The organism is Corynebacterium appendicis CIP 107643 (genome assembly GCF_030408415.1).
Lineage (GTDB): Bacteria > Actinomycetota > Actinomycetes > Mycobacteriales > Mycobacteriaceae > Corynebacterium > Corynebacterium appendicis.
The window spans coordinates 1-23,818 of sequence record NZ_CP046976.1; the positions used below are offsets into that span (position 1 = coordinate 1).

General features: G+C 62.8%; 23 protein-coding genes, 3 tRNA genes and 2 riboswitches. Of the genes, 14 read left to right on the plus strand and 12 right to left on the minus strand.

Annotation, left to right across the window (positions count from 1 at the left end; translation table 11 throughout):
- The 6 genes from dnaA (at nucleotide 1) to CAPP_RS00030 (ending at nucleotide 8,725) form a co-directional block, all read left to right on the plus strand.
- Entirely contained in the window at nucleotides 1-1,656 is a 1,656-nt protein-coding gene (dnaA, locus tag CAPP_RS00005; protein ID WP_076598258.1) for a chromosomal replication initiator protein DnaA, read from the plus strand.
- A 578-nt stretch (nucleotides 1,657-2,234) separates the two neighbouring features.
- A complete protein-coding gene (gene dnaN / locus CAPP_RS00010) occupies nucleotides 2,235-3,422 on the plus strand; it encodes a DNA polymerase III subunit beta (protein ID WP_076598257.1) in 1,188 nt (395 codons plus the stop codon).
- 3 nt (nucleotides 3,423-3,425) lie between these two features.
- The gene (gene recF / locus CAPP_RS00015; RefSeq protein WP_076598256.1) at nucleotides 3,426-4,622 is read left to right on the plus strand and encodes a DNA replication/repair protein RecF; all 1,197 of its coding nucleotides are present in this window, start codon (nucleotides 3,426-3,428) and stop codon (nucleotides 4,620-4,622) included.
- On the plus strand, nucleotides 4,619-5,278 hold the full coding sequence (locus CAPP_RS00020; RefSeq protein ID WP_076598255.1) for a DciA family protein: 660 nt from the start codon (nucleotides 4,619-4,621) through the stop codon (nucleotides 5,276-5,278). Before recF ends, CAPP_RS00020 begins: the two co-directional genes overlap by 4 nt.
- Before the next feature lie 317 nt (nucleotides 5,279-5,595).
- Entirely contained in the window at nucleotides 5,596-7,710 is a 2,115-nt protein-coding gene (gene gyrB, locus CAPP_RS00025) for a DNA topoisomerase (ATP-hydrolyzing) subunit B (protein WP_076598254.1), read from the plus strand.
- 115 nt (nucleotides 7,711-7,825) lie between these two features.
- Nucleotides 7,826-8,725, plus strand: coding sequence for an alpha/beta fold hydrolase (locus CAPP_RS00030; RefSeq protein WP_076598358.1), 900 nt, complete (start codon nucleotides 7,826-7,828; stop codon nucleotides 8,723-8,725).
- 33 nt (nucleotides 8,726-8,758) lie between these two features.
- Here CAPP_RS00030 and bsaP read toward each other — a convergent pair whose 3' ends face one another.
- From bsaP to CAPP_RS00060, 7 genes are all read right to left on the minus strand, one after another.
- On the minus strand, nucleotides 8,759-8,962 hold the full coding sequence (bsaP, locus tag CAPP_RS11315; protein WP_076598253.1) for a biotin synthase auxiliary protein BsaP: 204 nt from the start codon (nucleotides 8,960-8,962) through the stop codon (nucleotides 8,759-8,761).
- The gene (gene bioB, locus CAPP_RS00035) at nucleotides 8,962-10,038 is read right to left on the minus strand and encodes a biotin synthase BioB (protein WP_076598252.1); all 1,077 of its coding nucleotides are present in this window, start codon (nucleotides 10,036-10,038) and stop codon (nucleotides 8,962-8,964) included. Before bioB ends, bsaP begins: the two co-directional genes overlap by 1 nt.
- Nucleotides 10,039-10,144: 106 nt before the next feature.
- Nucleotides 10,145-10,807 (minus strand): thiaminase II, encoded by a 663-nt coding sequence (gene tenA, locus CAPP_RS00040; RefSeq protein ID WP_076598251.1) that lies wholly within the window; start codon nucleotides 10,805-10,807, stop codon nucleotides 10,145-10,147.
- Nucleotides 10,808-10,811: 4 nt separating this feature from the next.
- A complete protein-coding gene (locus CAPP_RS00045; RefSeq protein WP_076598250.1) occupies nucleotides 10,812-11,462 on the minus strand; it encodes a TenA family protein in 651 nt (216 codons plus the stop codon).
- A 39-nt stretch (nucleotides 11,463-11,501) separates the two neighbouring features.
- Nucleotides 11,502-11,600: riboswitch (TPP riboswitch) on the minus strand.
- A gap of 56 nt (nucleotides 11,601-11,656) precedes the next feature.
- Nucleotides 11,657-12,094 (minus strand): DUF6918 family protein, encoded by a 438-nt coding sequence (locus CAPP_RS00050; protein ID WP_076598249.1) that lies wholly within the window; start codon nucleotides 12,092-12,094, stop codon nucleotides 11,657-11,659.
- Nucleotides 12,095-12,355: 261 nt separating this feature from the next.
- The gene (locus CAPP_RS00055; protein ID WP_076598248.1) at nucleotides 12,356-12,625 is read right to left on the minus strand and encodes a TetR family transcriptional regulator; all 270 of its coding nucleotides are present in this window, start codon (nucleotides 12,623-12,625) and stop codon (nucleotides 12,356-12,358) included.
- Nucleotides 12,625-12,849, minus strand: coding sequence for a CopG family transcriptional regulator (locus tag CAPP_RS00060; protein ID WP_076598247.1), 225 nt, complete (start codon nucleotides 12,847-12,849; stop codon nucleotides 12,625-12,627). Before CAPP_RS00060 ends, CAPP_RS00055 begins: the two co-directional genes overlap by 1 nt.
- 100 nt (nucleotides 12,850-12,949) lie before the next feature.
- On the opposite strand from CAPP_RS00060, the gene gyrA reads away from it, so the two are divergent.
- From gyrA to CAPP_RS00080, 4 genes are all read left to right on the plus strand, one after another.
- Nucleotides 12,950-15,571 carry a DNA gyrase subunit A gene (gyrA, locus tag CAPP_RS00065; RefSeq protein WP_076598246.1) on the plus strand — a complete coding sequence of 874 codons (2,622 nt, stop codon included), beginning with the start codon at nucleotides 12,950-12,952 and terminating at the stop codon, nucleotides 15,569-15,571.
- A gap of 3 nt (nucleotides 15,572-15,574) precedes the next feature.
- A complete protein-coding gene (locus CAPP_RS00070; protein ID WP_076598245.1) occupies nucleotides 15,575-15,916 on the plus strand; it encodes a DUF3566 domain-containing protein in 342 nt (113 codons plus the stop codon).
- 160 nt (nucleotides 15,917-16,076) lie between these two features.
- Nucleotides 16,077-16,153: transfer RNA gene (locus CAPP_RS00075), tRNA-Ile, on the plus strand.
- A 12-nt stretch (nucleotides 16,154-16,165) separates the two neighbouring features.
- Nucleotides 16,166-16,238 (plus strand) — tRNA-Ala (locus CAPP_RS00080).
- A 511-nt stretch (nucleotides 16,239-16,749) separates the two neighbouring features.
- Here CAPP_RS00080 and CAPP_RS00085 read toward each other — a convergent pair.
- Nucleotides 16,750-17,619 (minus strand): polysaccharide deacetylase family protein, encoded by an 870-nt coding sequence (locus CAPP_RS00085; RefSeq protein ID WP_234958682.1) that lies wholly within the window; start codon nucleotides 17,617-17,619, stop codon nucleotides 16,750-16,752.
- 136 nt (nucleotides 17,620-17,755) lie between these two features.
- Here CAPP_RS00085 and CAPP_RS00090 point away from each other — a divergent pair.
- The 4 genes from CAPP_RS00090 (at nucleotide 17,756) to CAPP_RS00105 (ending at nucleotide 20,669) form a co-directional block, all read left to right on the plus strand.
- A tRNA-Ala gene (locus tag CAPP_RS00090) sits at nucleotides 17,756-17,828 on the plus strand.
- Nucleotides 17,829-17,976: 148 nt separating this feature from the next.
- Nucleotides 17,977-18,103: riboswitch (TPP riboswitch) on the plus strand.
- Nucleotides 18,104-18,138: 35 nt separating this feature from the next.
- The gene (locus CAPP_RS00095; RefSeq protein ID WP_076598243.1) at nucleotides 18,139-19,161 is read left to right on the plus strand and encodes an ABC transporter substrate-binding protein; all 1,023 of its coding nucleotides are present in this window, start codon (nucleotides 18,139-18,141) and stop codon (nucleotides 19,159-19,161) included.
- Nucleotides 19,142-19,963, plus strand: a complete 822-nt coding sequence (locus CAPP_RS00100; RefSeq protein WP_084560449.1) for an ABC transporter permease — start codon at nucleotides 19,142-19,144, stop codon at nucleotides 19,961-19,963. The genes CAPP_RS00095 and CAPP_RS00100 overlap by 20 nt, the downstream gene beginning before the upstream one ends.
- On the plus strand, nucleotides 19,956-20,669 hold the full coding sequence (locus CAPP_RS00105) for an ABC transporter ATP-binding protein (protein WP_076598242.1): 714 nt from the start codon (nucleotides 19,956-19,958) through the stop codon (nucleotides 20,667-20,669). The genes CAPP_RS00100 and CAPP_RS00105 overlap by 8 nt, the downstream gene beginning before the upstream one ends.
- Here CAPP_RS00105 and CAPP_RS00110 read toward each other — a convergent pair.
- The 4 genes from CAPP_RS00110 to CAPP_RS00125 all read right to left on the minus strand — a co-directional run bounded on the left by CAPP_RS00110 (nucleotide 20,613) and on the right by CAPP_RS00125 (nucleotide 23,117).
- Complete coding sequence (locus CAPP_RS00110) at nucleotides 20,613-21,275, minus strand: YhgE/Pip family protein (protein ID WP_084560448.1); 663 nt, start codon at nucleotides 21,273-21,275, stop codon at nucleotides 20,613-20,615. The two genes, CAPP_RS00105 and CAPP_RS00110, sit on opposite strands and share 57 nt — an antisense overlap.
- Nucleotides 21,276-21,354: 79 nt before the next feature.
- Complete coding sequence (locus CAPP_RS00115) at nucleotides 21,355-21,750, minus strand: hypothetical protein (RefSeq protein WP_076598241.1); 396 nt, start codon at nucleotides 21,748-21,750, stop codon at nucleotides 21,355-21,357.
- On the minus strand, nucleotides 21,747-21,992 hold the full coding sequence (locus CAPP_RS00120) for a hypothetical protein (RefSeq protein WP_076598240.1): 246 nt from the start codon (nucleotides 21,990-21,992) through the stop codon (nucleotides 21,747-21,749). The genes CAPP_RS00115 and CAPP_RS00120 overlap by 4 nt, the downstream gene beginning before the upstream one ends.
- A gap of 828 nt (nucleotides 21,993-22,820) precedes the next feature.
- Nucleotides 22,821-23,117: a hypothetical protein gene (locus CAPP_RS00125; RefSeq protein ID WP_076598239.1), complete on the minus strand. Its 297-nt coding sequence runs from the start codon at nucleotides 23,115-23,117 to the stop codon at nucleotides 22,821-22,823.
- Nucleotides 23,118-23,818 lie beyond the last annotated feature (701 nt).

A 23,818-nucleotide genomic window follows, 5' to 3' on the forward strand; every position in this document is an offset into this window, starting at 1 on the left:
ATGGCACACGACCAACAGAGTTTGAATGCTCTGTGGCAGGACATTGTCGCCGAGCTGCTGAACCTGTCCGAACGCCCGAATTCCCACGTGCCCACCTTCAGCCCGGGGGACCGCGCGTATCTACAGCTCGTCAAACCCGTCATGCTTGTCGACGGATACTGCATTCTCTCCGCCCCCCACGCCGCGGCGAAGAATGTCGTGGAGAACAACCTCGGCCCCTACATCGTGGAGCTGCTCAGCCACCACATGGGCCAGCCGTGCAATCTCGCTGTCTCAGTGAATGCGCCGGCCCCGACTCCCGCGCCTGAACCGCAGCAACCGACACCTCAGGTGCAACAACCCGCCCAGCACACCGATAGCTCCGCCGACGACTGGTACAGCACCTACTCGGAGCCGCAACGGCAACAACAGCCACAGCAACAGGCACCGGCGCGGCCGGCGAACCCGTCGCCGCTGGCGGGGGAGCAGCTGCCGATGGGGCTGGACGAACTTGCGCGGATCCATGCGCAGCAGCAGGAGAATCCGGTCGAGGAATCCCCCCGGCAACAGTCGAGCCACCCTATCGTGCCCGCCCCGCAGCGCATTCCGCGCGAGAAGCCGGCACACGACCCGGACCGGGAAATGAGCCTGAACCCGAAGTACACCTTCGAGAATTTCGTCATCGGCTCGTCCAACCGTTTCGCCAACGGTGCCGCGGTCGCCGTTGCGGAGAATCCGGCGCGCGCCTACAACCCGCTGTTCATCTGGGGCGGCTCCGGCCTGGGCAAAACGCACTTGCTCCACGCCGCTGGCAATTACGCACAGGTGCTGCAGCCGAACCTGCGCATCAAATACGTCTCCTCGGAGGAGTTCACCAACGACTACATCAACTCCGTGCGCGACGACCGGCAGGAAACCTTCAAGCGCCGCTACCGCGACCTCGATATCCTCATGGTCGACGACATTCAGTTCCTAGAGGGCAAGGAAGGTACGCAGGAGGAGTTCTTCCACACCTTCAACGCCCTGCACCAGGCGAATAAGCAGATCATTCTGTCGTCCGACCGTCCGCCGAAGCAGCTGACCACGCTGGAGGACCGCCTGCGCACGCGCTTCGAGGGCGGGCTGATCACCGATATTCAGCCGCCGGATTTGGAGACGCGTATCGCGATCCTGATGAAGAAGGCCGCGGCAGACGGCACGCACGTCAGCGAGGACGTGCTCGAGCTGATTGCGTCGCAATTCGAGTCCTCCATCCGCGAGCTCGAGGGCGCGCTCATCAGGGTTTCGGCGTATTCTTCGCTGATCAACGAGCCGATCACGCTCGACGTCGCACAAGTCGCACTCCGAGACATTCTCCCGGACGAGGGCGATGTGACCATCACGGCGGAGACCATCAAGGAGGCCGCGGCCGAATTCTTCCGCGTCCCCATGGACAAGCTCACCGGCGCCGGCAAGACGCGCGTCGTCGCGCACGCCCGCCAGCTGGCCATGTACCTCTGCCGTGAGCTCACCGACCTGTCCCTGCCAAAGATCGGCCAGGAATTCGGCGGCAAGGACCACACCACGGTCATGTACGCCGACCGCAAGATCCGCAAGGAAATGACGGAGAACAGAGAGACCTACGACGAGATCCAGGAGCTCACTCAAATCATCAAAAACCGCGTCCGCTCGAGGTAGCAGCCCGCTTATCGACGCCGCGTCCGCGCGCCATGGAGGAACACCGACTCCATGGCGCGCTTTTTGTTGTCCATCAATTGCAAGTTTTCACACTGATTCAGTTATCCACAGAGTTGTACACACTTGTGTAATTCCATCGTTGTAATTAAGTTGAGTTCGTCACATATACGTTCTCCACAGGATGAAAGCGCTGTCCACAGGCGTGAGAGAAATGTGTGAGTTAGCGGTGGAATGACACGGTGACGTTGTGGGAAACGGGATGGGCCGAAAAGTTATCCACACCTAGACCGAGTTATCCACAGAAATTGCACACCTGTGCCCCACAAGCGAAACGCCGCGCCGACGTGGCGCAATGGGATGTGATCCACAGACTTCACAGCGCCTACTGTTACTCCCAATCTTTTTCCTAGTATTGAAACCAAGGGAAAGAGAGCGTGGGGACAACTCCGCCAGGCCTGCCCGCTGACGCTGACAGCTAGGGGCAGCCTTCCGTTGAGGTGAAACCACGCACCGCTTAAGGTGAGTTGGACATGAGCTCACCTGACGAACGGCAGCGCTAGCAAGGAGCAACGAGGACCATGGACGACAACAACGTGTCATTCCGCGTGCACAAGGACGATCTTTCGGATGCCGTCGCATGGGTTGCACGAAACCTGCCCACGAGGAACACGCAGCCGGTGCTCCGCGCCGTGGTGATCACGGCGGACGACAACGGACTGGAGCTGGCTGGCTTCGACTACGAGGTCTCCACTCGCGTGCGCATCAGTGCCGAGGTCACTGAGCCGGGCCGGGTAGCTGTCGCCGGCAAACTGATGGCAGACATCGTGTCGAATATGCCGGCTAAGCCGGTCGAGGTGTCCGTCGATAATTCGCGTCTTCTGCTGCAGGGAGGCTCCGCGCGCTTCGAACTGCCGCTGATGCCTCTCGACGATTACCCGCAGCTGCCCACCCTGCCGGAAGTCACCGGCACCCTGGACACCTCGACCTTTGTCAATGCTGTCACCCAGGTCGCTTCGGCTGCCGGCCGCGACGACACCCTGCCGATGCTCACCGGTGTGCACATGGAGATCGCCGGCAACAAGGTGAACCTGGCCGCCACCGACCGTTTCCGTCTGGCGCTTCGCTCCTTGGAATGGGATCCGGTCGCAGGCGACGTGCAGGCGAAGCTGCTCGTCCCGGCGAAGACGCTGCTGGATAACGCGCGCACGCTGGATTCCCACCTCCAGGATCCGGTGGAGATCGCGGTGGGCACCGGTGAGAATGTCGGTGGCGACGGCCTGTTCGGCCTGCACTCGCAGAACCGCGAGACCACGACCCGCATGCTGGACGCTGAATTCCCGAATATTCAGCCGCTGCTGCCGAAGACGCACACGTCGATGGCCTCGGTGGAGATCGCGCCGCTGGTGGAGGCGATCCGCCGCGTCAGCCTAGTCGCCGACCGCAACGCGCAGCTGCGCATGCACTTCAAGCCGGGCGAGGTCTCGCTGTACGCCTCCGGCGCCGATTCCGGTGAGGCGTCCGAGTCGCTGCAGTGCGCGTTCACCGGTGCCGACGAGCTGCTCATCGCTTTCAACTCCGGCTACCTCCGCGACGGTCTGAGCGTCATTCCGACCAAGCGCGTCGTCTTTGGATTCACCGAGGCGTCCCGCCCGGCGATCATGATCCCGGAGCCGGAGGAAATGCCGGAGGCGGGCGCGGACGGCACGTTTGAGACCCCGGCGACGGACTTCACCTACCTGCTCATGCCGGTGCGCCTGCCGGGATAGCACGTGTTTGTCCGTGAACTCGATCTGCGCGATTTCCGCTCCTGGCCGGAGCTGAATCTCGAGCTGGATAAAGGAGTCACAGTCTTCTCCGGCCGCAACGGCCACGGCAAGACCAATATCGTCGAGGCGGTCATCTACTCGGCGACGCTGTCCAGCCACCGTGTCTCCAACGACCAGCCGCTGGTGCGCGCGGGCGCGCAGAATGCCCGGGTGTCGGTGACCACGGTCAACGAGGGCCGCGAGTTGACGACGCACCTGCTGATCAAGCCGAAGGAGGCGAATCAGGCGCAGATCAACCGCACCCGGCTGAAATCGCCGCGGGAAATTCTCGGCGTCCTGCGCACGGTGGTCTTCGCGCCGGAGGACTTGGCGCTCGTCGTGGGCGAGCCGGGAGAGCGCCGCCGTTTCCTCGACGGCTTGGCCAGCATCCGCACTCCGCGCTTCGGCGGCGCGAAGGCGGATTACGACAAGGTCCTGCGCCAGCGCAACGCCCTGTTGAGGTCGCAAAACATGCTGCTGCGCCGCGGCTACAACGACGACCAGGGTGCGAGCGCGCTGTCCACGCTCGACGCCTGGGACATGCAGCTCGCGTCGCTCGGCGCGCAGGTGATCGCGGGAAGAAAAAAGCTGGTGGGGGAGCTCTCCCAACCAGTCCACGACGCGTACGCCTCGGTGGCGCCGGAGTCGCGTCCGGCGAGCATTAATTATGTGTCGACGGTGGATGGGGGCGTCGACAAGCTCGCCGGCGTGGATACCTCCGACCCGGAGATTCTCGAGGCCGCTTTTCTCACTGAGCTGGCCCGGAGGCGCAGGGAGGAGATCGACCGCGGCACGACGCTGGTCGGCCCGCACCGCGACGACCTTGTGCTGATGCTCGGCGACCAGCCGGCGAAGGGGTACGCGAGCCACGGCGAGACCTGGTCGTTCGCGCTCTCGCTGCACTTGGCGGAGTACGCGCTGTTGGCGTCCGACGGCGCGGAACCCGTGCTGATCTTGGACGATGTCTTCGCTGAACTCGACGCTAAGCGGCGTCAGCGCCTCGTGGCCGTTGCGGAGAAGACCGAGCAGGTGCTCATCACTGCCGCCGTCGGGGATGACCTGCCTGAAAATCTCGACGACCATGTCTCCGCGCGCTACGGCGTTGTCATGGAGGACAGCGACGACGGGCGGCGCGTGTCGCGGATCGAGGAAGCCTCGTGACGCAGCCGGAAACAAACCGCGAGGAGAACCGCAACGGACCAGACCTTGTCCGTGCCACGTTTGAGAATCTCCGCGCCACCGCGAAGCGCCGTGGCGGGAAGGTTCCGCGGCTCTCAGGGCAGGGGAAGAATGTCGTTCCGCGCCGTTCGGTGGGCAAGCTCGCCGTGGCGATGGGCGCGGACCAACCCGCGGCACCGGAGATCTCCGTGCCGGGCCTGGATCTCGCGCCTGAGCCGGCACAGAAGAGAAGGTTCCAGCGGGGCCGCCCGACTGGGCCCGACGGGCGCCCGCTGCAGCGGGAGTACTCCGTCGCCGGCTTCGGCTCGCTGCTGAAAAAAGAGATTTCCCAGCGCGAATGGACCGAACCCATCGCCCACGGCTGGGTGATGGGCAACTGGGAAGCGCTGGTGGGGGAGAAGATCGCTCAGCACACCGAAGTCAGCATGATCAAAGACGGCGAGCTGTTCATCTCCTGCGACCAGACCGCCTGGGCGACCAACCTGAAGTACATGCAGTCCACCGTGCTGTCCCAGATCGCGGAGAAGATCGGCCCCGGCGTGATCACCAAGCTCCACGTCTACCCGCCGAAGACCAAGAACTGGCGGTACGGGCCGCTGCACGTCAAAGGCCGCGGGCCGCGGGACACGTATGGATAAGGAGCTTGATCAAAGACAAGCAAGGAGATAAGATTTTGCTTGTTAGCTCCGAGATTGAGTCGTAAGAAGAAGGTTCTGTTCCGCAGGACGCTCGGGGCACTTGAACTGCCGGGGGGCGGGGAATTGAAATTTAGTGATCTTAACATGGACCTCTTGGTATCCGTGCCACGCATGGATACTTAAGACAGCAATCTCCCCAAAACGCGCGTGAAACACCTTGTCGCCCGCGCTGGCGGTGCGGCTGTGGGGGACCACAACCGTGTAAGATGACATGGGTTAAAGACGTATTCACGCCGTGACAGGAGAGTTTCGGGAAAGTGGCCGAGCAACAACCGCATTATGACGCGTCATCGATCACCATCCTTGAGGGGTTGGAGGCCGTGCGCAAGCGCCCCGGCATGTACATCGGCTCCACCGGTGTACGCGGCCTGCACCACCTCGTGTGGGAGGTCGTGGACAACTCCGTCGACGAAGCCATGGCAGGCTACGCGGACAAGGTCGAGGTGACGCTGCTGGCTGACGGCGGCGTCCGGGTCGTGGACAACGGCCGCGGCATTCCGGTGGAGATGCACCCGTCGGGCGCGCCGACCGTTCAGGTCGTCATGACCCAGCTGCACGCTGGCGGCAAGTTCGACTCCGAGTCCTACGCGGTCTCGGGCGGCCTGCACGGCGTGGGCATTTCCGTGGTGAACGCTCTGTCGACCCGTGTTGAGGCGGACATCAAGCGCGACGGGAAACACTGGTACCAGAAGTTCACCAACGCCATCCCGGAAGATTTGGTCGAGGGCGACAACGCCCGCGGCACCGGAACGACGATCCGTTTTTGGCCGGACCCGGAGATCTTCGAGACGGTCGACTTCGACTACGACACGATTGCCCGCCGCCTGCAGGAGATGGCCTTCCTGAACAAGGGCCTGACTATTGTCCTCAAGGACGAGCGCGTCTCCGAGGAGGAGCTGGAGCTCGAGGCCATCGCTGAAGAGGGCGACACCGCCCAGGTGGTCGAGGGCGACACCGCCCAGGTGGTCGAGGGCGATTCTTTCGACGACGCTGAGTCCGCGAGTTCCTACAGCGAGACGGAGAAGACCGAGGACAGTGACGACGAGACCGGAGTCGCGCCGGATACCAAGAAGAAGCGCGAGAAAAAGGTAACGTACCACTACCCGAACGGTCTGATCGACTACGTGGATTACCTGAACCGCAACAAGACGGCGATCCACCCGACGACCATCGGCTTCGAGGCGAAGGGCGAGGAGCACGAACTCGAGATCGCCATGCAGTGGAACGGCGGCTTCAAGGAGTCGGTGCACACCTTCGCCAACACCATCAACACGCACGAGGGCGGCACCCACGAGGAGGGCTTCCGCGCGGCGTTGACCTCGCTGATGAACCGCTACGCGCGCGAACACAAGCTGGTCAAGGACAAGGATCCAAACCTCACGGGCGACGACTGCCGCGAGGGCCTCGCCGCCGTCGTGTCTGTCCGCGTGGGCGACCCACAGTTCGAGGGCCAGACGAAGACGAAGCTGGGCAACTCGGAGATCAAAGGCTTCGTCCAGCGCGCGGTGAACGAGCATCTCAACGACTGGTTCGACGCGAACCCGGCCGAGGCCAAGGTCATCATCAAGAAGGCCGTGTCCTCGTCCCAGGCCCGCGAGGCCGCGCGCAAAGCCCGCGAATCCGTGCGCCGCAAGTCCGCGACGGATCTCGGCGGTCTGCCTGGCAAGCTCGCAGATTGCCGTTCGAAGGACCCGACAGTCTCCGAGCTGTTCATCGTGGAGGGCGACTCCGCCGGCGGTTCCGCGAAGCAGGGCCGCGATTCCATGTACCAGGCGATTCTTCCGCTGCGCGGCAAGATCCTGAACGTGGAGAAGGCCCGCCTCGACCGCGTGCTGAACAACAACGAGGTCCAGGCGATCATCACTGCGCTGGGCACGGGCATCAATGACGAGTTCGACATCTCGAAGCTCCGCTACCACAAGATCGTCCTCATGGCGGACGCCGACGTCGACGGCCAGCACATTGCGACGCTGCTGCTCACGCTGCTCTACCGTCTCATGCCGGACCTCATCGCGAACGGCCACGTGTATCTGGCCAACCCGCCGCTGTACAAGCTGAAGTGGCAAAAGGGCGATCCGGGCTACGCGTACTCCGACGCCGAGCGCGACGCTGAGCTCGAGGCCGGCCTGAACGAAGGCCGCAAGATCAACACCGACGACGGCATTCAGCGCTACAAGGGTCTCGGCGAGATGAACCCGGGCGAGCTCTGGGAGACCACGCTGGACAAGGAGCACCGCGTCCTGCGCCGCGTCGACCTCGAGGACGCCCAGCGCGCCGACGAGCTCTTCTCCGTACTCATGGGCGACGATGTCGCCGCCCGCCGTTCGTTCATCACCCGCAAGGCAAAGGACGTCCGCTTCCTCGATATCTAGCGCATTTTCGCTTATCGACGACCGCGTTCGGCGGAGGTTGGCTGGCGGCCGTTCGAGTATGAGCTCGGGCGGCCGTTTCCGCTTATCTAGGTCTGTGATCTGGCACACTATCTTCATGAGCGAAAACAGTCATTCACGCGACTACACCTTCGTCAACGCAGATGTGACATTGCCAGACGAGACGACCTCGCCGGTGTTCGTGTTTCCGGCACAGGGGGGAGCGGGGATCGTCGATAAGCCATTGGTGGCTATTTGGCCTGGTTTCGGCATGGGCGCGCGGTACTTCCGGCCCACGGCGCAGGAACTGGCGGACCGCGGCTACCCGGTCGTGATCGGCGAGCTCCGCGGGCAGGGGAGGAGCAACGCCAAGGCGTCGCGTAAGGCGCGTTGGGGCTACCACGACACCGCCTCGGAGGATTACCCCGCGACGATCCGTGCGGCGAAGGAGGAGCTCGGTCTTCCAGTGGACCACCCGACGGTGCTGTTGACGCACTCGATGGGCGGCCAGGTGGCATCGCTGTTCCTCGCCCGCCCGGAGGCGAAGGAGCTCAACGTCGTGGGCATGATGGGCGTTGGCACCGGCAGCCCGTACAAGGAGAGTTTCGTGGGGGCGGACCGCCGCCGGGTCGCCTACGGCAGCTTGTTCATGACGGCGGTGTCGAAGGTGTTCGGCTACTGGCCTGGGGGGAAGGTGGATCTTGCCGGGTACGGCCGGCAGTCCGGCGTGCACGTGCAGGAGTGGACGCGGTTCGCGCACTCGAATTCGCTGGCGAATCTGAAGGGCCAGGACATCGACTACGAGGCGGCAATGAAGAAGGTCACCGTCCCGATTCTGCTCACGCGGTTTACTGACGATGACGACTGCACGCTGGCGTCGGCGGCGTATCTGGCGGACAAATTCGATCCGGATGAAGTCCGCATTGAGCAGCTGATCGGCGGACTCGGCCACACGAAGTGGGCGCGCAATCCGGAGCGGGTCGCCGACCGGCTAGAGAAGTTCGTGGCGTCGCTTTAAGTCGGGGTGGCCTGAGTGGGTCGGGCAAAGAACCTAGCGTTGCAGCCACTCTGAGCGGAGAATCCCGTGGCGGGAGCAGATAGCTTCCCAAGCCACAGGGTTCATTTTCACGACCATCCGGCGCCCGCATAACGGACAGATCCGAGGTGCGTCATAGGGTCGTGCCGGGTCAAAAGGTAATTGGAGCTCGCCACTCAACACTGCGTCGGCCAATTCCGTCGAATCGGGGATTCTCACTAGAGCGACTTCAACGTGCTGTATAGGATGCCGTGGTCGGTGCGCTGTTTCTGTCCGACGGGCGTGATGGGAAGGTTTCGCGGGGAATCCATGGCGCGGTCGATCGCGTCACGGTCTTTTTCGATCGGTCGGCCGAATGTCGTCAGGTAGTTGCCGCCGATGATGGCGTTAGCCCCGCCAAGGAGGCCAGTTTCTGTGCCGTCATCCCCGAGCGCAAGCTCAGTACCGCCGGCGAACCGCAGCTGTGTCGACGGCATGGCGAGTCGGAGAGCGGCGACCGCGCGCAGGGCCTCGCCTTGGGGAACGAGGGGCCGGTTGGCGAACGGGGTCCCGGGGCGGGGGTCGAGGAAGTTTATCGGGGTTTCGTGCGGGTTGATCTCGGCGAGCTGCGCGGCGAATTCGGCGCGCTGCTCGAAAGTCTCGCCGAGACCGATGATCCCGCCGGAGCACGTCTCCATTCCCTCCGCCAAGACATTCTCCAAGGTGTCCCTACGCTCCTGCCACGTGTGCGTGGTGACGACGTTGGGGAAGAACGACTTCGCGGTCTCCAGGTTGTGGTTGTAGCGCATGACACCCATCTGCGAGAGCCGGTGGGCATCCTCGCGGGTCAGTGTGCCGAGCGAGGCGGAAATGGATATGTCCACCTCGTTGTTGATTGCGACGATCGCCTGGGCGACTTGGTCGAGCAGGGAGTCAGTCGGGCTCTTCACAGCGGCAACGATGCAGAACTCGCTCGCTCCCATCTTCTCGGATTGCTTCGCGGCCTCGACTAGTTCTGCTGTGTCGAGTGTGACAGAGCGGACGGGGGATTCGAACAGCCCGGACTGGGAGCAGAAGCTACAGTCCTCCGGGCACCCGCCGGTCTTCAGGGAAATGATGCCTTCGAGGGAGATCTCGACACCGCAGTGCTTGATCCGGACCTGGTGGGCGAGATCGAGTAGTTCCTGCAACCGTTCATCCTCGATGGTGAGAGCTCGGTAGATCTCACCTTGGGAGAGTCCTTCGCCGTTATCCAGGCATTTCTCTCGGGCGATGTCGAGGATGTCGGGATCGTTCACTGAAGCGGGTGTAGCCATAGCGATAAATGTAGACCACTCACCGTCAAATAGCAGCATAAAGCATGTTTTGAACGGTGTTCAACAGCGCCTGGAAGTGGGGTGCACACCCCGGTTAGGGGGTGCGTTAGCTGTCGAGCGCCTGCTGCCAGAAGTCGGCCTCGAGGCGGGTCGCCGTGCGGAAAATGTCCAGCAGGCGCTCGAAGCGTTTCGTGCCCTTGATCTCCTCAGCGGGCACCCCCAGTAGGTCGTCGAGAAGCTTCGTCATGGCTACCGCCTGGTTCTGGAAATCGTCGCCGGCGTATTCCTGGATCCACTCCGCGTACGGGTGCTCGGCGTTCTCCTTGAGCTTCGGTTCTAAGTAGGTGCCGATTTCCGCGTAGCCGATCTGGCACGGCGCGAGCGCGATCTGCAGCTCCAGCAGGTCGCCCGCCATGCCCGTGTCGAGCACGTAGCGGGTGTAGGCGACCGTGGACTTCTTCTCAGGCGCGCGCTCGAGCTCCTCGGTGGAAATGCCCCAGCGCTCCGTCAGGCGGCGGTGGAGATTCGTCTCGTGGATGGTGGCGGACAGGCCCTGCGCCGCGGATTCGACCTCGGCGAGCGTGCGGGACTTGTACGCAGCGAGCGCATTCGCGCGGGCGTACTGCACGAGGAAGAGGTAATCCTGCACCAGGTAGTCCTGGAAGACCGGGAGGGGCAGCGTGCCCTCGCCGAGATCCTCGACGAACTTGTGGTGGATGTACGCGTCCCACTCGGGGGAGTCCTGCTTGAGAAGCTCCAGAAGATTCATGTTTTTACACCTCTAGCGGTTGCTCGTAGGAATTGTTGAAGAAGTCCAGCTCGAGGGCGACAGCCCGGCCGAAGTACTCCTCGACGACCTCGCGGTTGTCCGGGCCGACACGGTCGACCTCGCTGCGGAGGAACTCCACCAGGTCGTGGAACTCCGGGTAATCGTGCAGCTCGATCCATTCGTTGTGGACGAAGCTCTCCGGGCGCTTCTCCGGGGCGTTGGTGGCCCAGTCGAGGTACAGCCACTCCGCGACGACGAGGACACCGAGGGCGGCGGCGTAGGAGCGGGTCTCGGCCGCCTCGCGCATCAGGCTCGTGAAACCGGTGCAGGCGGAGGTGTCCGGGGTGTTGTCGCGCTGCTCGACGGTAACACCGAGCTCCTTAAAGGAGCGGAGGAAATACGTGTTCTCGTCGCCCGCGACCTCGCCGATGAACTGGGAGAGACGCAGACGCGGGGCGAGCTCGTCCGCGGTGGACATTGCCGCACCGAGCAGCTGCAGGAAGCTGTCCAGGAAGCGGTAGTCCTGCACGAGGTAGCCGGCCATGACACCGTCGTCGATCGTGCCGTCGAAAAGCTCCTGCACGAAGCGGTGACCCACTGCGGCGTCCCACTTCTCGCGGTGGGCGTCACGCAGCTCGTCGCTGAATCTAGTCAATGTTGTGTCCTTCCAGTTGACGTGGAACTAGCGGACACGGGGGCCGTTGCAAGACAATCCCTCCGCGAAGATGGCTTCGATCAGGTTCGGCGGGTGTGATCTCAGCCCTGCATGAACAGGGCACCCCGTGTCTTGCCCGCCCACGCTACCAATTTCTGTGAACGGCGGCCGGGGCAGGGTGTAGTGCGCGTTTGCTACTTTGCGTGGCGCTCGATGATGTCGCCGAATTCCGGTAGTGCCGGGGCTACGATCTTGCCCACCTTGCCCCGCATGGAGGAGTAGACCTTCTGCACCGGGGCGGGGGCGCGGCCGGCGAAGGAATCGCCGATCTTGAGCACGGACTCGGTGACGCTGTCCTCGTTGTCAGCGAGGTGCGCGCCGAAGCTGCCCGTGCCGGATCCCTCGTAGGACTCCCAGTGCGGCGTGAGCTCCTCGACGATGCTCGGCATGAGCTGGTTGATGCCCTTGCTCAGCGCATCCGCGTCCGCCTTCTTTGCCGCACCGACAGCGGACTTCAGGGCCATTCCGGTCAGACCGGACTGGTTAGCGATGGTGGTATCCGCCAGCTTGGTCAGGTCGGCGACGACCTCGGTGCGGGTGGGGGCGTTCAGAAGAGAATTCAAGTCAGTCACGCGCACTATCTTAACTGTCTGCTCGCCGAGTGACCTGCCGTGGAAGCGGAGAAACGGCCCCGCCAGCACCCTCGGTGGTGCGTGCGGGACCGTTGATTCCCATTCGAGTTGCAGTTCTTCCGCCACAGGTTCACATGAATCACTGCAACCACAACAGCAACAAATGTAACAAACGCTTCAGAACTCCGCTACATAAGGCGGGGGAGTATCGCGTTTGCCGCTGCTAGCCGGCCGCTACTGGGCCTGGCGCTGTTGCCTGTATCAGTCGCGGTCTGTCCAGCGCAGATAGATCTCCTCGGCGGCGGAGGCGAAGGGCGCATTGAAATCGGCCAACGGTTCGAGGCGCTCGATGCCGCGGGACAGGGCGGCGGCCGCGGCGGTGGGGGAGTCGAAGACGGGGAGCCCCTCCAGGCGCGCGCCGGGAATCGCGGCGGCGGCGCAGATGGCCGAATAGCTGCGCACAGTCGTGCCCCATTCCGTGCAGCACTCATCAGCAATGATCAGGAGTTGCTCAGCCGATAAGGGTTTCATCACTGTGTCTCATTCGGCCGGGCGCGGCGGATGCTGGCCTGCAAGGCTGCGCGGCCGGGGACGGTGTCGTGGGCGAGGGAGGCAACGGCGGCGTCGTCAAGCAATCTGCTTGCGGAAATGATTACCGCGCGTTTGGCTGCCTCCTGTTTGCTGCACCCCCATGCGCTGGCGAGCAGGACGAGCGCGCGGTCTTCCTCCGCGGACAGCCTGAGCGTCATAGCCATGCGGCGATGGTATCACTCTGATACCGCATGGCAGCGGGGGAATGGTTCACGCGGTGCGTAAACTGCTGTGTGAACTATCTCTAACTGAAAGGCCTCAACTTTGAGTGACGATATTTTCGGTGGCGGTAGCGAGGGCGACCGCATCCTCCCCATCGACATCAATGAGGAGATGCAGACCAGCTACATCGACTACGCCATGAGCGTCATCGTCGGCCGCGCACTTCCTGATGTGCGCGACGGCATGAAGCCCGTGCACCGCCGCATTGTGTATGCGATGTATGACTCCGGCTACCGTCCGGAGCGCTCTTATGTGAAGTCCGCGCGCCCGGTCTCCGACACGATGGGTCAGTTTCACCCGCACGGTGACTCCGCTATTTATGACACGTTGGTGCGTCTGGCCCAGCCGTGGGTCATGCGTTACCCGCTGGTAGACGGCCAGGGTAACTTCGGCTCCCGCGGTAATGACGGCCCGGCGGCCATGCGTTACACGGAGTGCAAGATGACGCCGCTGTCCATGGAGATGGTGCGCGACATCCGCGAGAACGCCGTGGACTTCGTGCCCAACTACGACGGCAAGGCGCAGGAACCGGTCGTGCTCCCGTCGCGCGTGCCGAACCTGCTGCTCAACGGCTCGTCCGGTATTGCCGTGGGCATGGCCACCAACATCCCGCCGCACAACCTGGGCGAGCTGGCTGAGGCCATTTACTGGATCCTGGACAACCACGACGCGGACGACAAGACCACGCTTGAGGCGTGCATGGAACGCGTCAAGGGCCCGGATTTCCCCACCGCAGGCCTCATCGTCGGCGATCAGGGCATCAAGGACGCCTACACCACCGGCCGCGGTTCCATCCGCACGCGCGGTGTCACCGAGATCGAGGAAGTGGGCACCCGCCAGGTCATCGTGATCACGGAGCTGCCGTACAACGTCAATCCGGATAATTTCATCTCCGGCATCGCCGAGCAGGTCGCCGCGGGCAAGCTCACCGGCATTTCCAAGATCGAGGACGAGTCCTCCGACCGCGTGGGCATGCGCATCGTGGTCACGCTCAAGCGCGACGCCGTGCCGCGCGTCGTGCTCAACAACCTGTACAAGCACTCGCCGCTCGAGTCGAACTTCAGCGCCAACATGCTTTCGCTTGTCGACGGTGTGCCGCGCACCCTCCGCCTCGACCAGATGCTCCGCTACTACGTGGCCCACCAGATCGAGGTCATTGTCCGGCGCACCCAGTACCGCCTGGACGAAGCCGAAAAGCGCGCCCACATCCTGCGCGGCCTGGTCAAGGCCCTGGACATGCTCGACGAGGTCATCGCGCTCATCCGCCGTTCCCCGACGGTCGACGAGGCGCGCACGGGCCTCATGGAGCTTCTCGACGTCGACGAGATCCAGGCCGACGCCATCCTCGCCATGCAGCTGCGCCGTCTGGCAGCTCTCGAGCGCCAGAAGATCATCGACGACCTGGCCGCCATCGAGGCCGAGATCGCCGACTACAAGGACATCCTGGCCAAGCCGGAGCGCCAGCGCCAGATCGTGGCTGACGAGCTGAAGGAGGTCGTGGACAAGCACGGCGACGAGCGCCGCACCCGCCTTGTCGCAGCCAGCGGCGACGTGACCGAGGAAGACCTCATCGCGCGCGAGAACGTCGTGGTCACCATCACCGCGACCGGCTACGCTAAGCGCACCAAGGTCGACGCGTACAAATCCCAGAAGCGCGGCGGCAAGGGCGTCCGCGGCGCCGAGCTGAAGCAGGACGACGTGGTGAAGAACTTCTTCATCTGTTCCACCCACGACTGGATCCTCTTCTTCACCAACTTCGGCCGCGTCTACCGTCTCAAGGCCTTCGAGCTGCCGGAGGCAGGCCGCACCGCGCGTGGCCAGCACGTGGCAAACCTGCTGGAATTCCAGCCGGAAGAGAAGATCGCGCAGATCATCCAGATCCAGACCTACCAGGACGCCCCGTACCTGGTCCTGGCCACCCGCGACGGCCGAGTGAAGAAGTCCCGCCTGACTGACTACGAGTCCGCACGATCCGCCGGTCTGATCGCGATCAACCTCAATGAGGGCGACGCCCTGATCGGCGCCTCCCTGGTCAGCGCGGACGACGACATCCTGCTCGTCTCCGAGCAGGGCCAGTCCATCCGCTTCACCGCCGACGACGAGCAGCTCCGCCCGATGGGCCGCGCCACCGCCGGCGTGAAGGGCATGCGCTTCCGCGGCGACGACCAGCTGCTGGCCATGACCACCGTGAAGGACGACGACTACCTGCTTGTCGCCACCTCCGGCGGCTACGGTAAGCGCACCCCGATTTCCGAGTACAACCCGCAGGGCCGTGGCGGCATGGGTGTGATGACCTTCAAGTACACCCCGAAGCGCGGCAAACTGATCGGTGCACTTGCAGTGGAGGAGGACGACCAGATCTTCGCCATCACCTCTGCCGGCGGTGTCATCCGCACCGAGGTCAACCAGATCCGTCCGTCGTCGCGCGCCACCATGGGCGTCCGCCTCGTGGACTTGGCTGAGGGCAACGAATTGCTGGCCATCGACGTCAACGTCGAAGACGAAGGCGAGCAGGAAGCCACCGCTGTGGCCAAGGGCGAGAAGACCCTGGACCAGGGCGCTGAGCCTGTGAACGTCAACTCCGTCGAGACCGACGAGGTGGGCGATGACCACGACTACGACGAGTCTAAAGGCTCTGAATCCAATACCGACGGGAAGGAGTAAAGCATGGCCTCACGCAATGTCACCGTCACCCGCATCCGCCCCGGGAGCGCCTTCAAAGTAGGCATCCTCATGGCGCTCATCGGGTTCGCCGCGTGGCTAATCGCCGTGTCCGTGCTCTACCTCGCCGTCGACGCCGCCGGTGTCGTGGAGTCCATCAACTCCCTCATCGGCGGCGTGGGCGGGGAGACCATCATCGACTTCCCGCTCGTCATCGCCCTCGCCGCCCTGGTCGGCGCCATCGGCGTGGTGGCCGTGGCCATCATGGCTCCACTCACAGCGTTCATCTACAACGCCTTGGCTGACCTGGTCGGCGGCCTCGGCATCGAACTGACCGACTACCTCTAAACAGCCAGGTCGGCCCGGCCTGGACAGCATGCCCCGTCTGGAACGTGTTTGCTCGTGTTCCAGACGGGTTTTCATTTCTTTACACCATCTTGAATACGCAAATGACCAGGCGATTTGGTTTTAAAGCAGTCTCGTGGGTAATGTTCTAACAGTTCCGAGCGGGCCTATAGCTCAGTCGGTTAGAGCGCATCGCTGATAACGATGAGGTCGCAAGTTCGATTCTTGCTAGGCCCACCAGTTCGGAACAAAGGGGCATTAGCTCAATTGGTAGAGCGCCTCCCTTGCAAGGAGGAGGTCAGGAGTTCGATTCTCCTATGCTCCACGGCATAACCTCAGATCAGACCCTCTTTCCGTATCAGGAGAGAGGGTCTTCTGTTTTCTTTGTGCACACCGGATGCGCATGGGTATTGCTTAGCCCGCAAAGTCTGACTTCGATTCGCAGTTTGGCGGTTAGACTCATAAACCGCAGTTCAGCAAAGTGTGAAACTGAGAAAATGGTTCCTTAAATTCACACTTCGTTGTTTAAGTGCGAGATTCAGTGGTGCGACAGATTCAACTGTCTGCGTTACCCGCGCCGTCCATGGAGAGCCAGCGGTGAATCTGTTTACATTTCGTGCTCTTCCACTTTTGAGAGAAAACGCGTTGACCTCGGTGTATAAGAGGTGCCGAATGTGGTGAGTGTAAACAGATTCATTCCTGGCCTCGGCTAGCTTTGCCTGGCGATCGACTCGGTCCTTTAGGGGTGTCGAACTTTCGCAGCTTGGATTCGCACTTTCACAGTGCGATTTCCAACTTTCGCGGTTTGAGTGTGAGTTTCAGCCGTCGTGCGGATGTCAAAGGTCGTCGGGAGCGGTGCCGTCGACGAAGACGAAGCGGTGGGTGCCGCCGCGCATCTGCTCGAGGGCGGTGCGGACGCCGGCGGCGGTGCCGGATGAGGGCTGGTTCATGTGCGCGAGGACGATCGCACCGTCGGGGGCGTTCATGATTGCCGCGGCGACCTGGTTTGCGGGCGCGGTCGCACCGTAGTCGGCGTTGACGGTGAAGCCGGCGATCTTCACGCCGTAGTCGTGGGCGATCTGCACCGCGACATCGTCGTAGTGAGCGGTGCCGGAACGGAACCAGTCGGACTCGGCGCCGTAGGTGCGCAGCAATTCGCGGTTGCCCTCTATTTCAGCGATCGCCGCGGCAGGATCCTTCGTGCCGGCAATTCCATAGGCGGATTGGCCGGTGACAGATAACGGGGCATGCAGGGTGCCGTGGTTGTGGAGGAGGAAGAGGGGGTCGTCGATAAGCGATTGCGTGCTGGACGGGTTTGCTTCGATCCAACGGGAATTGAGGAAAAGCGTCGCAGGGACGCGAAATTCGCGGAGCGTATCGACGAGGGTCTGGTCCACCCCTGAGCCCGCCGGCCCGCCACAAGCGTCGAATGTGAGCGCAACGGTGGTGACCCCGGGCGTGGTGGGGACGGTGTCGACGATGCCGTCCATGTGCATGCCGAAAGTGTGCGGTGTGCGGCCGGCGTAGGACTCTGCTGGCGGTGGTGGGGGTGCGGTTGACGGCGTAGTTGTGCTCAGGGTGGTGCTCGCACTGGTGGTTGTCTTTGGTTGCTCCCGTGTCGGTGCGGTGCAGGCGCCGAGCGCGGCGGAACTTGCGACGGCGAGTGCGCCGGCAAGGAACTGTGTGCGGGTGAGGTGGTGGGCCACGCGACGTATCGTCCCGCGTCACGCGAGACGTCGCAACAGGAAGCTCTGGCGAAAGCTTGTACATGAATGGGCGTCGAGGCAGTTTGGTGCGTGCGAGTGACAGGCGTAACGTCAAAGAAGTCCCGAAAGACCTTGAGGGGCATTAGCTCAGTTGGTAGAGCGTCGCGTTCGCAATGCGAAGGTCAGGGGTTCGATTCCCCTATGCTCCACAAAAGAAAATCGATTTATCATGCGGTTTGAATGCTTTCCGGGTCCGTTCTTCGCGACGGGTCCGGTTTTTATATAGAGTCCAGGCCATTTCTTCGTCGAGAAGCGGAAGTCCCACAGAACCTTGTTACAACCCTGGTATACCCTTAGAGGCGTGACACGGGGTGCCACCGTGGCTGCGTGAGGCAGGTGCGGCGCCGGGAGGCGATGGCTGAGATGACACCCGTTGAACCTGATCCAGTTAGCACTGGCGGAGGGATGGTCGCGAGAACGCGTGCGCTCATGCCTCCGCCCGGAGAAAGGCCGAGGTAAATGGGCATTAGCAAGAAAATCGCCGTTTTTCTGACCGCTCTGGCATCGACGATGATGCTTGCGGCGTGCAGTGGAGGAACCGATGATTCGGACGGCATGACTAAGGTCCGTTTCGCGCTCGACTGGACTCCGAACACAAACCACACGGGTCTGTATGTCGCCATGAACAAGGGCTACTTCGAGGAAGCGGGCCTGGACGTGGAGGTCGTGCCGTACAACGACAGTAACCCGATTCTGCTGACGGACTCGGGGAATGCAGAATTCGCCGTCGATACGCAGGACCGTATGACGATGGCGAAGGCGGCTGGCGCGGACGTGCGCTCCGTGCTGGCGATCCAGCAGAGCTGGACCACCGAGGTCAGCGTGCTGGCTGACCGCGACGATATCCAGAGTCCGGCTGACCTGGACGGAAAGACGTTCGGCGGCTTCGGCTCGCCGGCGGACCACGCGATCCTGAAGGGCGTCATCCGCGGCGCCGGCGGCGAGGGCGAATTCGAGGAAGTCACCCTGGGCACGTCGGCGTATGAAGCGCTGTACAACAAGGATGTCGACTTCACCGTCCCGTACGTCGCGTGGGAAGGCATTGAGGCCGCGGACCGCGGAGTCGAGCTGAAGAACTTCGCCTACACCGACTACGGCTTCCCGGACAGTTACCAGATGCTCGTCGTGGGCAGCAATAAGTGGATGGAGGAGCACCCGGAGGAGACCAAGAAGTTCGTCCAGGCCATCCAGCGTGGATTCCAGGATGCAGTGGATAACCCGGACGAGGCAGCGGAGATCCTGCAGCAGGAGAACGCGGAGATCCTCACCGACCTTGAACTCCTGAAGAAGAGCCAGCGCATGCTCTCCGAGAATTACATGCTTGACGACGAGGGCAAGTTCGGTCGCCAGACCGAGAAGCAGTGGGCTGACCTGGGCCAGTTCCTCTTCGACAACGAGCTCCTTGTCGACGGCGCGAATAACCCCTTGAGCGAGGCCCCGGACTGGAATACTTATTTCACTAATGAGTACATCTCCGAATAGTCCCGCCGCCGGTGAAGCAGCCGAACGTGCCCGCGGTCTGAGCGTTAACCTGTGGGTGCCGCTGCTCTTCGTCATCGCCGGCCTCGCCGTGTGGGAGATCGCCGTGCGCGTCACGGGCGTGCGCCCGCAGGTCCTTCCCGCGCCATCGCAGGTTGCGCGCGCTGGCTGGGCGCAGCGGGAGGTGCTGGGCACCCACGCACTGGCCACGCTGCAGGTCACACTGATCGGTTTCGCCTTGTCGCTAGTGTGCGCGTGGATCATCGCCATCGCGATCGATTTCTCCCCGACGCTCAAGCGCGGGCTCACACCACTCTTGGTGGCGTCGCAGACGATCCCGGTCGTGGCCATCGCCCCGCTGATGATCATTTGGTTCGGCTTCGGCCTGCTGCCGAAGACGCTGGTGGTCTCCCTGGTGACCTTCTTCCCGATCTCCATCGGACTGATCGAGGGATTCGCCCGCACCGACCGCGAGGCATCGAACCTGCTGCGCAGCATGGGGGCGTCGAAATGGCGCGAATTCTGGATGGTGCGCCTGCCGTCGGCCATGCCGGAATTCTTCACCGCGCTGCGCATCGGCATTACGTACGCCGTGACGGGCGCGATCTTCGCCGAGTACGTCGGCGCAAAGAAAGGCCTGGGCATCTACATGAGCGTGCAGAAGAACGCCTTCCGCACCGACCTTGTGCTCGCCGCTGTGGTGGTCACGGCCATTATCAGCGTGCTGTTGTACCTGTCCACCTACCTCATCGAGCGCGCGGTCATTCCGTGGCACATCAAGGAAAGGAAGACCGAGCGTGCTTGAGCTCAACCAGATCAGTCGCGCCTTCGGCGACCGCCAGGTGCTCGACGGCGTGAGCTTCGACGTGGCGGCTGGCGAGTTCGTCTCGCTCATCGGCCCCTCGGGCGCGGGCAAGTCGACGCTGTTCAACATCATCGCCGGGCTGGACAAACCGGACTCGGGCGAGCTGCGTTTCGACGGCACTACCGCCTACATGCCGCAGAAAGACCTGCTTTTTCCGTGGCGCACCATCGAAGCCAACGCGGCGCTCGGCCTCGAAGTTCAGGGGGTGCACAAGAAAGAAGCGCGGGCCCGCGCACGCGAATGGTTCCCGCAATTCGGGCTAGAAGGCTTCGAAGAAGCTCTACCGTTCCAGCTTTCCGGCGGCATGCGCCAACGCGCCGCGCTGTTGCGCACCGTCGTGCAGGAGAAGAGCACATTGCTTCTCGACGAGCCGTTCGGCGCCCTCGACTCCCTCACCCGCTCCGAATTGCAGACGTGGCTGCAGGGCATGTGGGCCGAGCACGACTGGACCGCGATGCTCATCACCCACGACGTGCGTGAGGCGATCATGCTCTCGGACCGGATCGTGGTGCTCAACCCCCGGCCGACCAGCGTGCGCGAGATCATCGACGTGAGTCTGCCGCGCCCACGCGGAACCGAGGTGCTCAGTTCACCCGAGTTCGGCGAGCTGGAGCGCCGGATCCTGGAGCACCTCCAGACCCGGTAGTCGGGGTGCGGGGTCGCAGCCGCTAGACGTCGAGTTCGGGTGGATGTCCTTCTCCATGAGCACGCGCTCCTTCCAGAAGCCGAGCATGGCCAGCAGGAAGGATGCCACGCCCAAGGCACCGAGAACTGCCACGGCGACCTCCACGCGGTTGTCGCCCGGCAGGGTGCCGAAGAACGTGTGGCGCATCAGGTCGACCGAGAAGCGCATCGGGCCCCAGGAGTGGACCCACTGGATGAACTCCGGCTGCACCTCCGGCGGGTAGAGGCCGTTGGAGGCCACCAGCTGCAACGACATTAGGACCATCGTGATCAAGCGGCCCACGGACGGTCCGAAGAGCGAGTAGATCGCCAGAATCGCGGTGTTGAACACAGCGGCGATGAAGCCCAGCGCCAGCAGCATCTGGATCGGGTGCTCCGGGTTCACATCCAGCACGAAGTGCTGCACCGCCCACAGGTTGAACGCCTGCGCTAGGCCGACCAGGACGGCGGGGATCCAGGAGCCCATCACCACGCGCGCGGGGTTGGTGCCCGAGTCGATGGCGCGGCGGGAGATCGGGTTGAAGATCATGAACAGGATGAGGCCGCCGAACCACAGGGACAGCGACAGGAAGAACGGGAAGCCTAATCAGGTGTGGGGCCTTCTGGGCCGGATTTAGTTCCTTCCTGCGCGAGCGCAGCGAGCTCCTTCACACCCGGGTTCCCGGCTTCCCCGCCTTCCGGTCCGCCCTCCTCCGATCTCGTCTACCCATAGGCTGCGCTTTCCGCTCTGCGGCTTGCACCAGCCTTCGTGCGGCCTCCAGCACTGGTTCCACCGTGCGGGATACCTGCCCTCGGTCCTCGACGATGCGGGCCGCGGCGTTTAGCTCCTGGACGACCTCGTTGATGACTTCGTCTGGTCGGCGTAGCTGGATGGTCGTTTGCGATCGTGCGGCTTCGAGCTCGGCGGTGTGCTGGCGACGGTTGCGGTCGCGGGTGGCTGCGGCTCGGCAAGCGTCCGAGCAGTACTTCGCCCGGCGTCCACGGGGGTCAAGGCGCGGCGGAATCGGGTTACCGCACCACTCGCATGCTCCCTGGTCGCTCATAGGCCAAGCATCTTCCGGGCGGTGGCCTCGGCCTGTTCGGTGGCGCGGGTCTGTGACTCGAGGACGTCGACCAGGGCGCGTTGCTCGGCGGCATCGAGGGCGTCGAACTCGGCTGCCAGGGCGGTTATGACGGTGGCGAGTGCTTGTTCACTGCCGCTGAGTGTGGCGTCGTCGGGGTTCCATTGGGCGGCTCGGGCCAGGGTTGGGTGGGCGGCGATCTGCTGGCCGGTTGTCTCAGGCATGGCTTCAATATATCGAACGTTCGATAAAACTTCAGCGGATCCGGGAAATTTTCTGCGCGGACCGACCTTGCTCCTGCAGAACTCGCAGCAGAGCTTGGGGTGTCCATGAGACGCGTTAGGCAGGCCTGAAGGCACTCGGAATGGAAACGAAAAGAGGCCGTCCGAAGAAAAGGGAAACGCCCTAAGCGGTACACGGTTCCCGCCTTTGGGTGAGCTTTTTCGGAGGTCTCGGGAGGGGGCAGACAAATGCAAGAGGTGTGTCGTTGTGGAGCGGTTTTCGAGGGGCATATTTGGACACAGCGAGGGCGCGACGAGTGCGGGGTTCTTCCGGCGTCAGATGATCTGCCAACGGTGTGTTGCTGTAGGGGCAGAAGTCAGGGCCGGGCGGAGTGACCCGGATACTGCTGAGCAAGCGAGCGCGTCAGCGGTCGCGCGGTAGCCGAGGGGAACAGGAATGGGCGACCAGGAACACGACGACGGTCGGACGAGGCTTGTGGCCGACGTGGAGCGGCTCTCTGAGGCCGTCAGAGACGTCGAGATGCCCGAAGGTGACACCGGGCCGCTTCAACGCTTCTAAGCGATCTGAGGGGAGTTCTGACACGCTCTGAGGTGCCCGCATCACGACTGGGTGGTGTGCTCGACGCTCAGAAGCGTGCACAGTGTCCCGGGCGGCCAGCTGGACGGGAATGGCGGGCCGGCTGGCGCTAGGGGAGTACATCATCACTGTTCTGCGTCTAGAAAAGGAATCCCTAACAGAAACACGTCCCCTTCGATGTAGATCAAAGGAGACGTGATCGCCGCAGGTCCAGAGGCCTTCCTGCTTATCTTCTAGCGCTGCTTCCGTTCTTGGAAGCGGACAACTAGTTTTCGGATATTAGCCAGGGCCGCCCGAAAGAACATGAGCGGGACAAATGTCACGAGAGTTTTTGCCATCGCTTTTCCTCCCTCCACCAGGGACGGGAGCCCTTGATCCGCTAGCACTTTGTCGATTTCTTCTCGCGAAAGATCAGAATGCGCATCAATGACTTCCCTGCTGGCCATGAGATCTTTGCGATAGGCAGGAGTGCGGCGCCAGCGCCGTTCTGCTTTTTTCTCCAGTGAATCGATCATTCTCAAAATGTTCATTCTTTCTCCATCGCTGAGGGAGCCTTAACGGCCACGGACGCAAGCCAGCGCAGCTGTTCCAAAGAGAGTGGCGACTGCTGCCCAATTTCCAGTTACGGCCAGGTCCGCGAGCTGAAGTAATTGCTGTCCACGGATACCGAGACCAGCTAAACAGCGAATAACGACGAAAGGCAACGCTGCAGGTTGAATAAGCTCCTCGTCAGCATCATCTGTGGCCGGGATGCTCGGTTCCGCAACCAAGTCGGCAGCAGGGGTGTCAGTAGTGGACGGAGTGGGTTCCGCTTCAGTCGATACAGCTACTGCAGGGGTGGAGATTTCCTCAGCCTGTACAGCCGGCAACGCGGTGAGGGGGAGCAATTGTCAGAGTTACGGCTGCAAAACGGGTAGCAAGTCGATTTCTCATAGCGATCCTCCCGTGATCATTTCTGAAGGCGAGACAGAACAGTAAACGTCGGAGAATAATTCCCTTAGTATTCATGATTATCACGCTGAAGATCGTCTCGCAGGACTAAGTAAATATTTTCTTTCCCTCTTAGGTTTTCTGCGCTATCAGCGGATGCGACGGGGCTGCACGCTTGCCCCTGGCGCTGCCGCGCGCACGGCTACGCCGCACGCTTGCCCCTGAATTTCTCGTGCCCGACAGCCGTGCCCTGTGCCCGCGTTTTCCGAGTGCGCTCCAGCCGGCCTGACTTCGCCCCTCA

Coding starts and splice junctions, on each gene's coding strand:
- dnaA (WP_076598258.1), top strand. CDS start 1: ATGGCACACGACCAACAGAGTTTGAATGCTCTGTGGCAGGACATTGTC.
- dnaN (WP_076598257.1), top strand. CDS start 2,235: ATGGACGACAACAACGTGTCATTCCGCGTGCACAAGGACGATCTTTCG.
- CAPP_RS00030 (WP_076598358.1), top strand. CDS start 7,826: ATGAGCGAAAACAGTCATTCACGCGACTACACCTTCGTCAACGCAGAT.
- bioB (WP_076598252.1), bottom strand. CDS start 10,038: ATGGCTACACCCGCTTCAGTGAACGATCCCGACATCCTCGACATCGCC.
- tenA (WP_076598251.1), bottom strand. CDS start 10,807: ATGAATCTTCTGGAGCTTCTCAAGCAGGACTCCCCCGAGTGGGACGCG.
- CAPP_RS00055 (WP_076598248.1), bottom strand. CDS start 12,625: ATGAAACCCTTATCGGCTGAGCAACTCCTGATCATTGCTGATGAGTGC.
- CAPP_RS00060 (WP_076598247.1), bottom strand. CDS start 12,849: ATGGCTATGACGCTCAGGCTGTCCGCGGAGGAAGACCGCGCGCTCGTC.
- CAPP_RS00070 (WP_076598245.1), top strand. CDS start 15,575: ATGGCCTCACGCAATGTCACCGTCACCCGCATCCGCCCCGGGAGCGCC.
- CAPP_RS00095 (WP_076598243.1), top strand. CDS start 18,139: ATGGGCATTAGCAAGAAAATCGCCGTTTTTCTGACCGCTCTGGCATCG.
- CAPP_RS00100 (WP_084560449.1), top strand. CDS start 19,142: ATGAGTACATCTCCGAATAGTCCCGCCGCCGGTGAAGCAGCCGAACGT.
- CAPP_RS00115 (WP_076598241.1), bottom strand. CDS start 21,750: ATGAGCGACCAGGGAGCATGCGAGTGGTGCGGTAACCCGATTCCGCCG.
- CAPP_RS00120 (WP_076598240.1), bottom strand. CDS start 21,992: ATGCCTGAGACAACCGGCCAGCAGATCGCCGCCCACCCAACCCTGGCC.
- CAPP_RS00125 (WP_076598239.1), bottom strand. CDS start 23,117: ATGAACATTTTGAGAATGATCGATTCACTGGAGAAAAAAGCAGAACGG.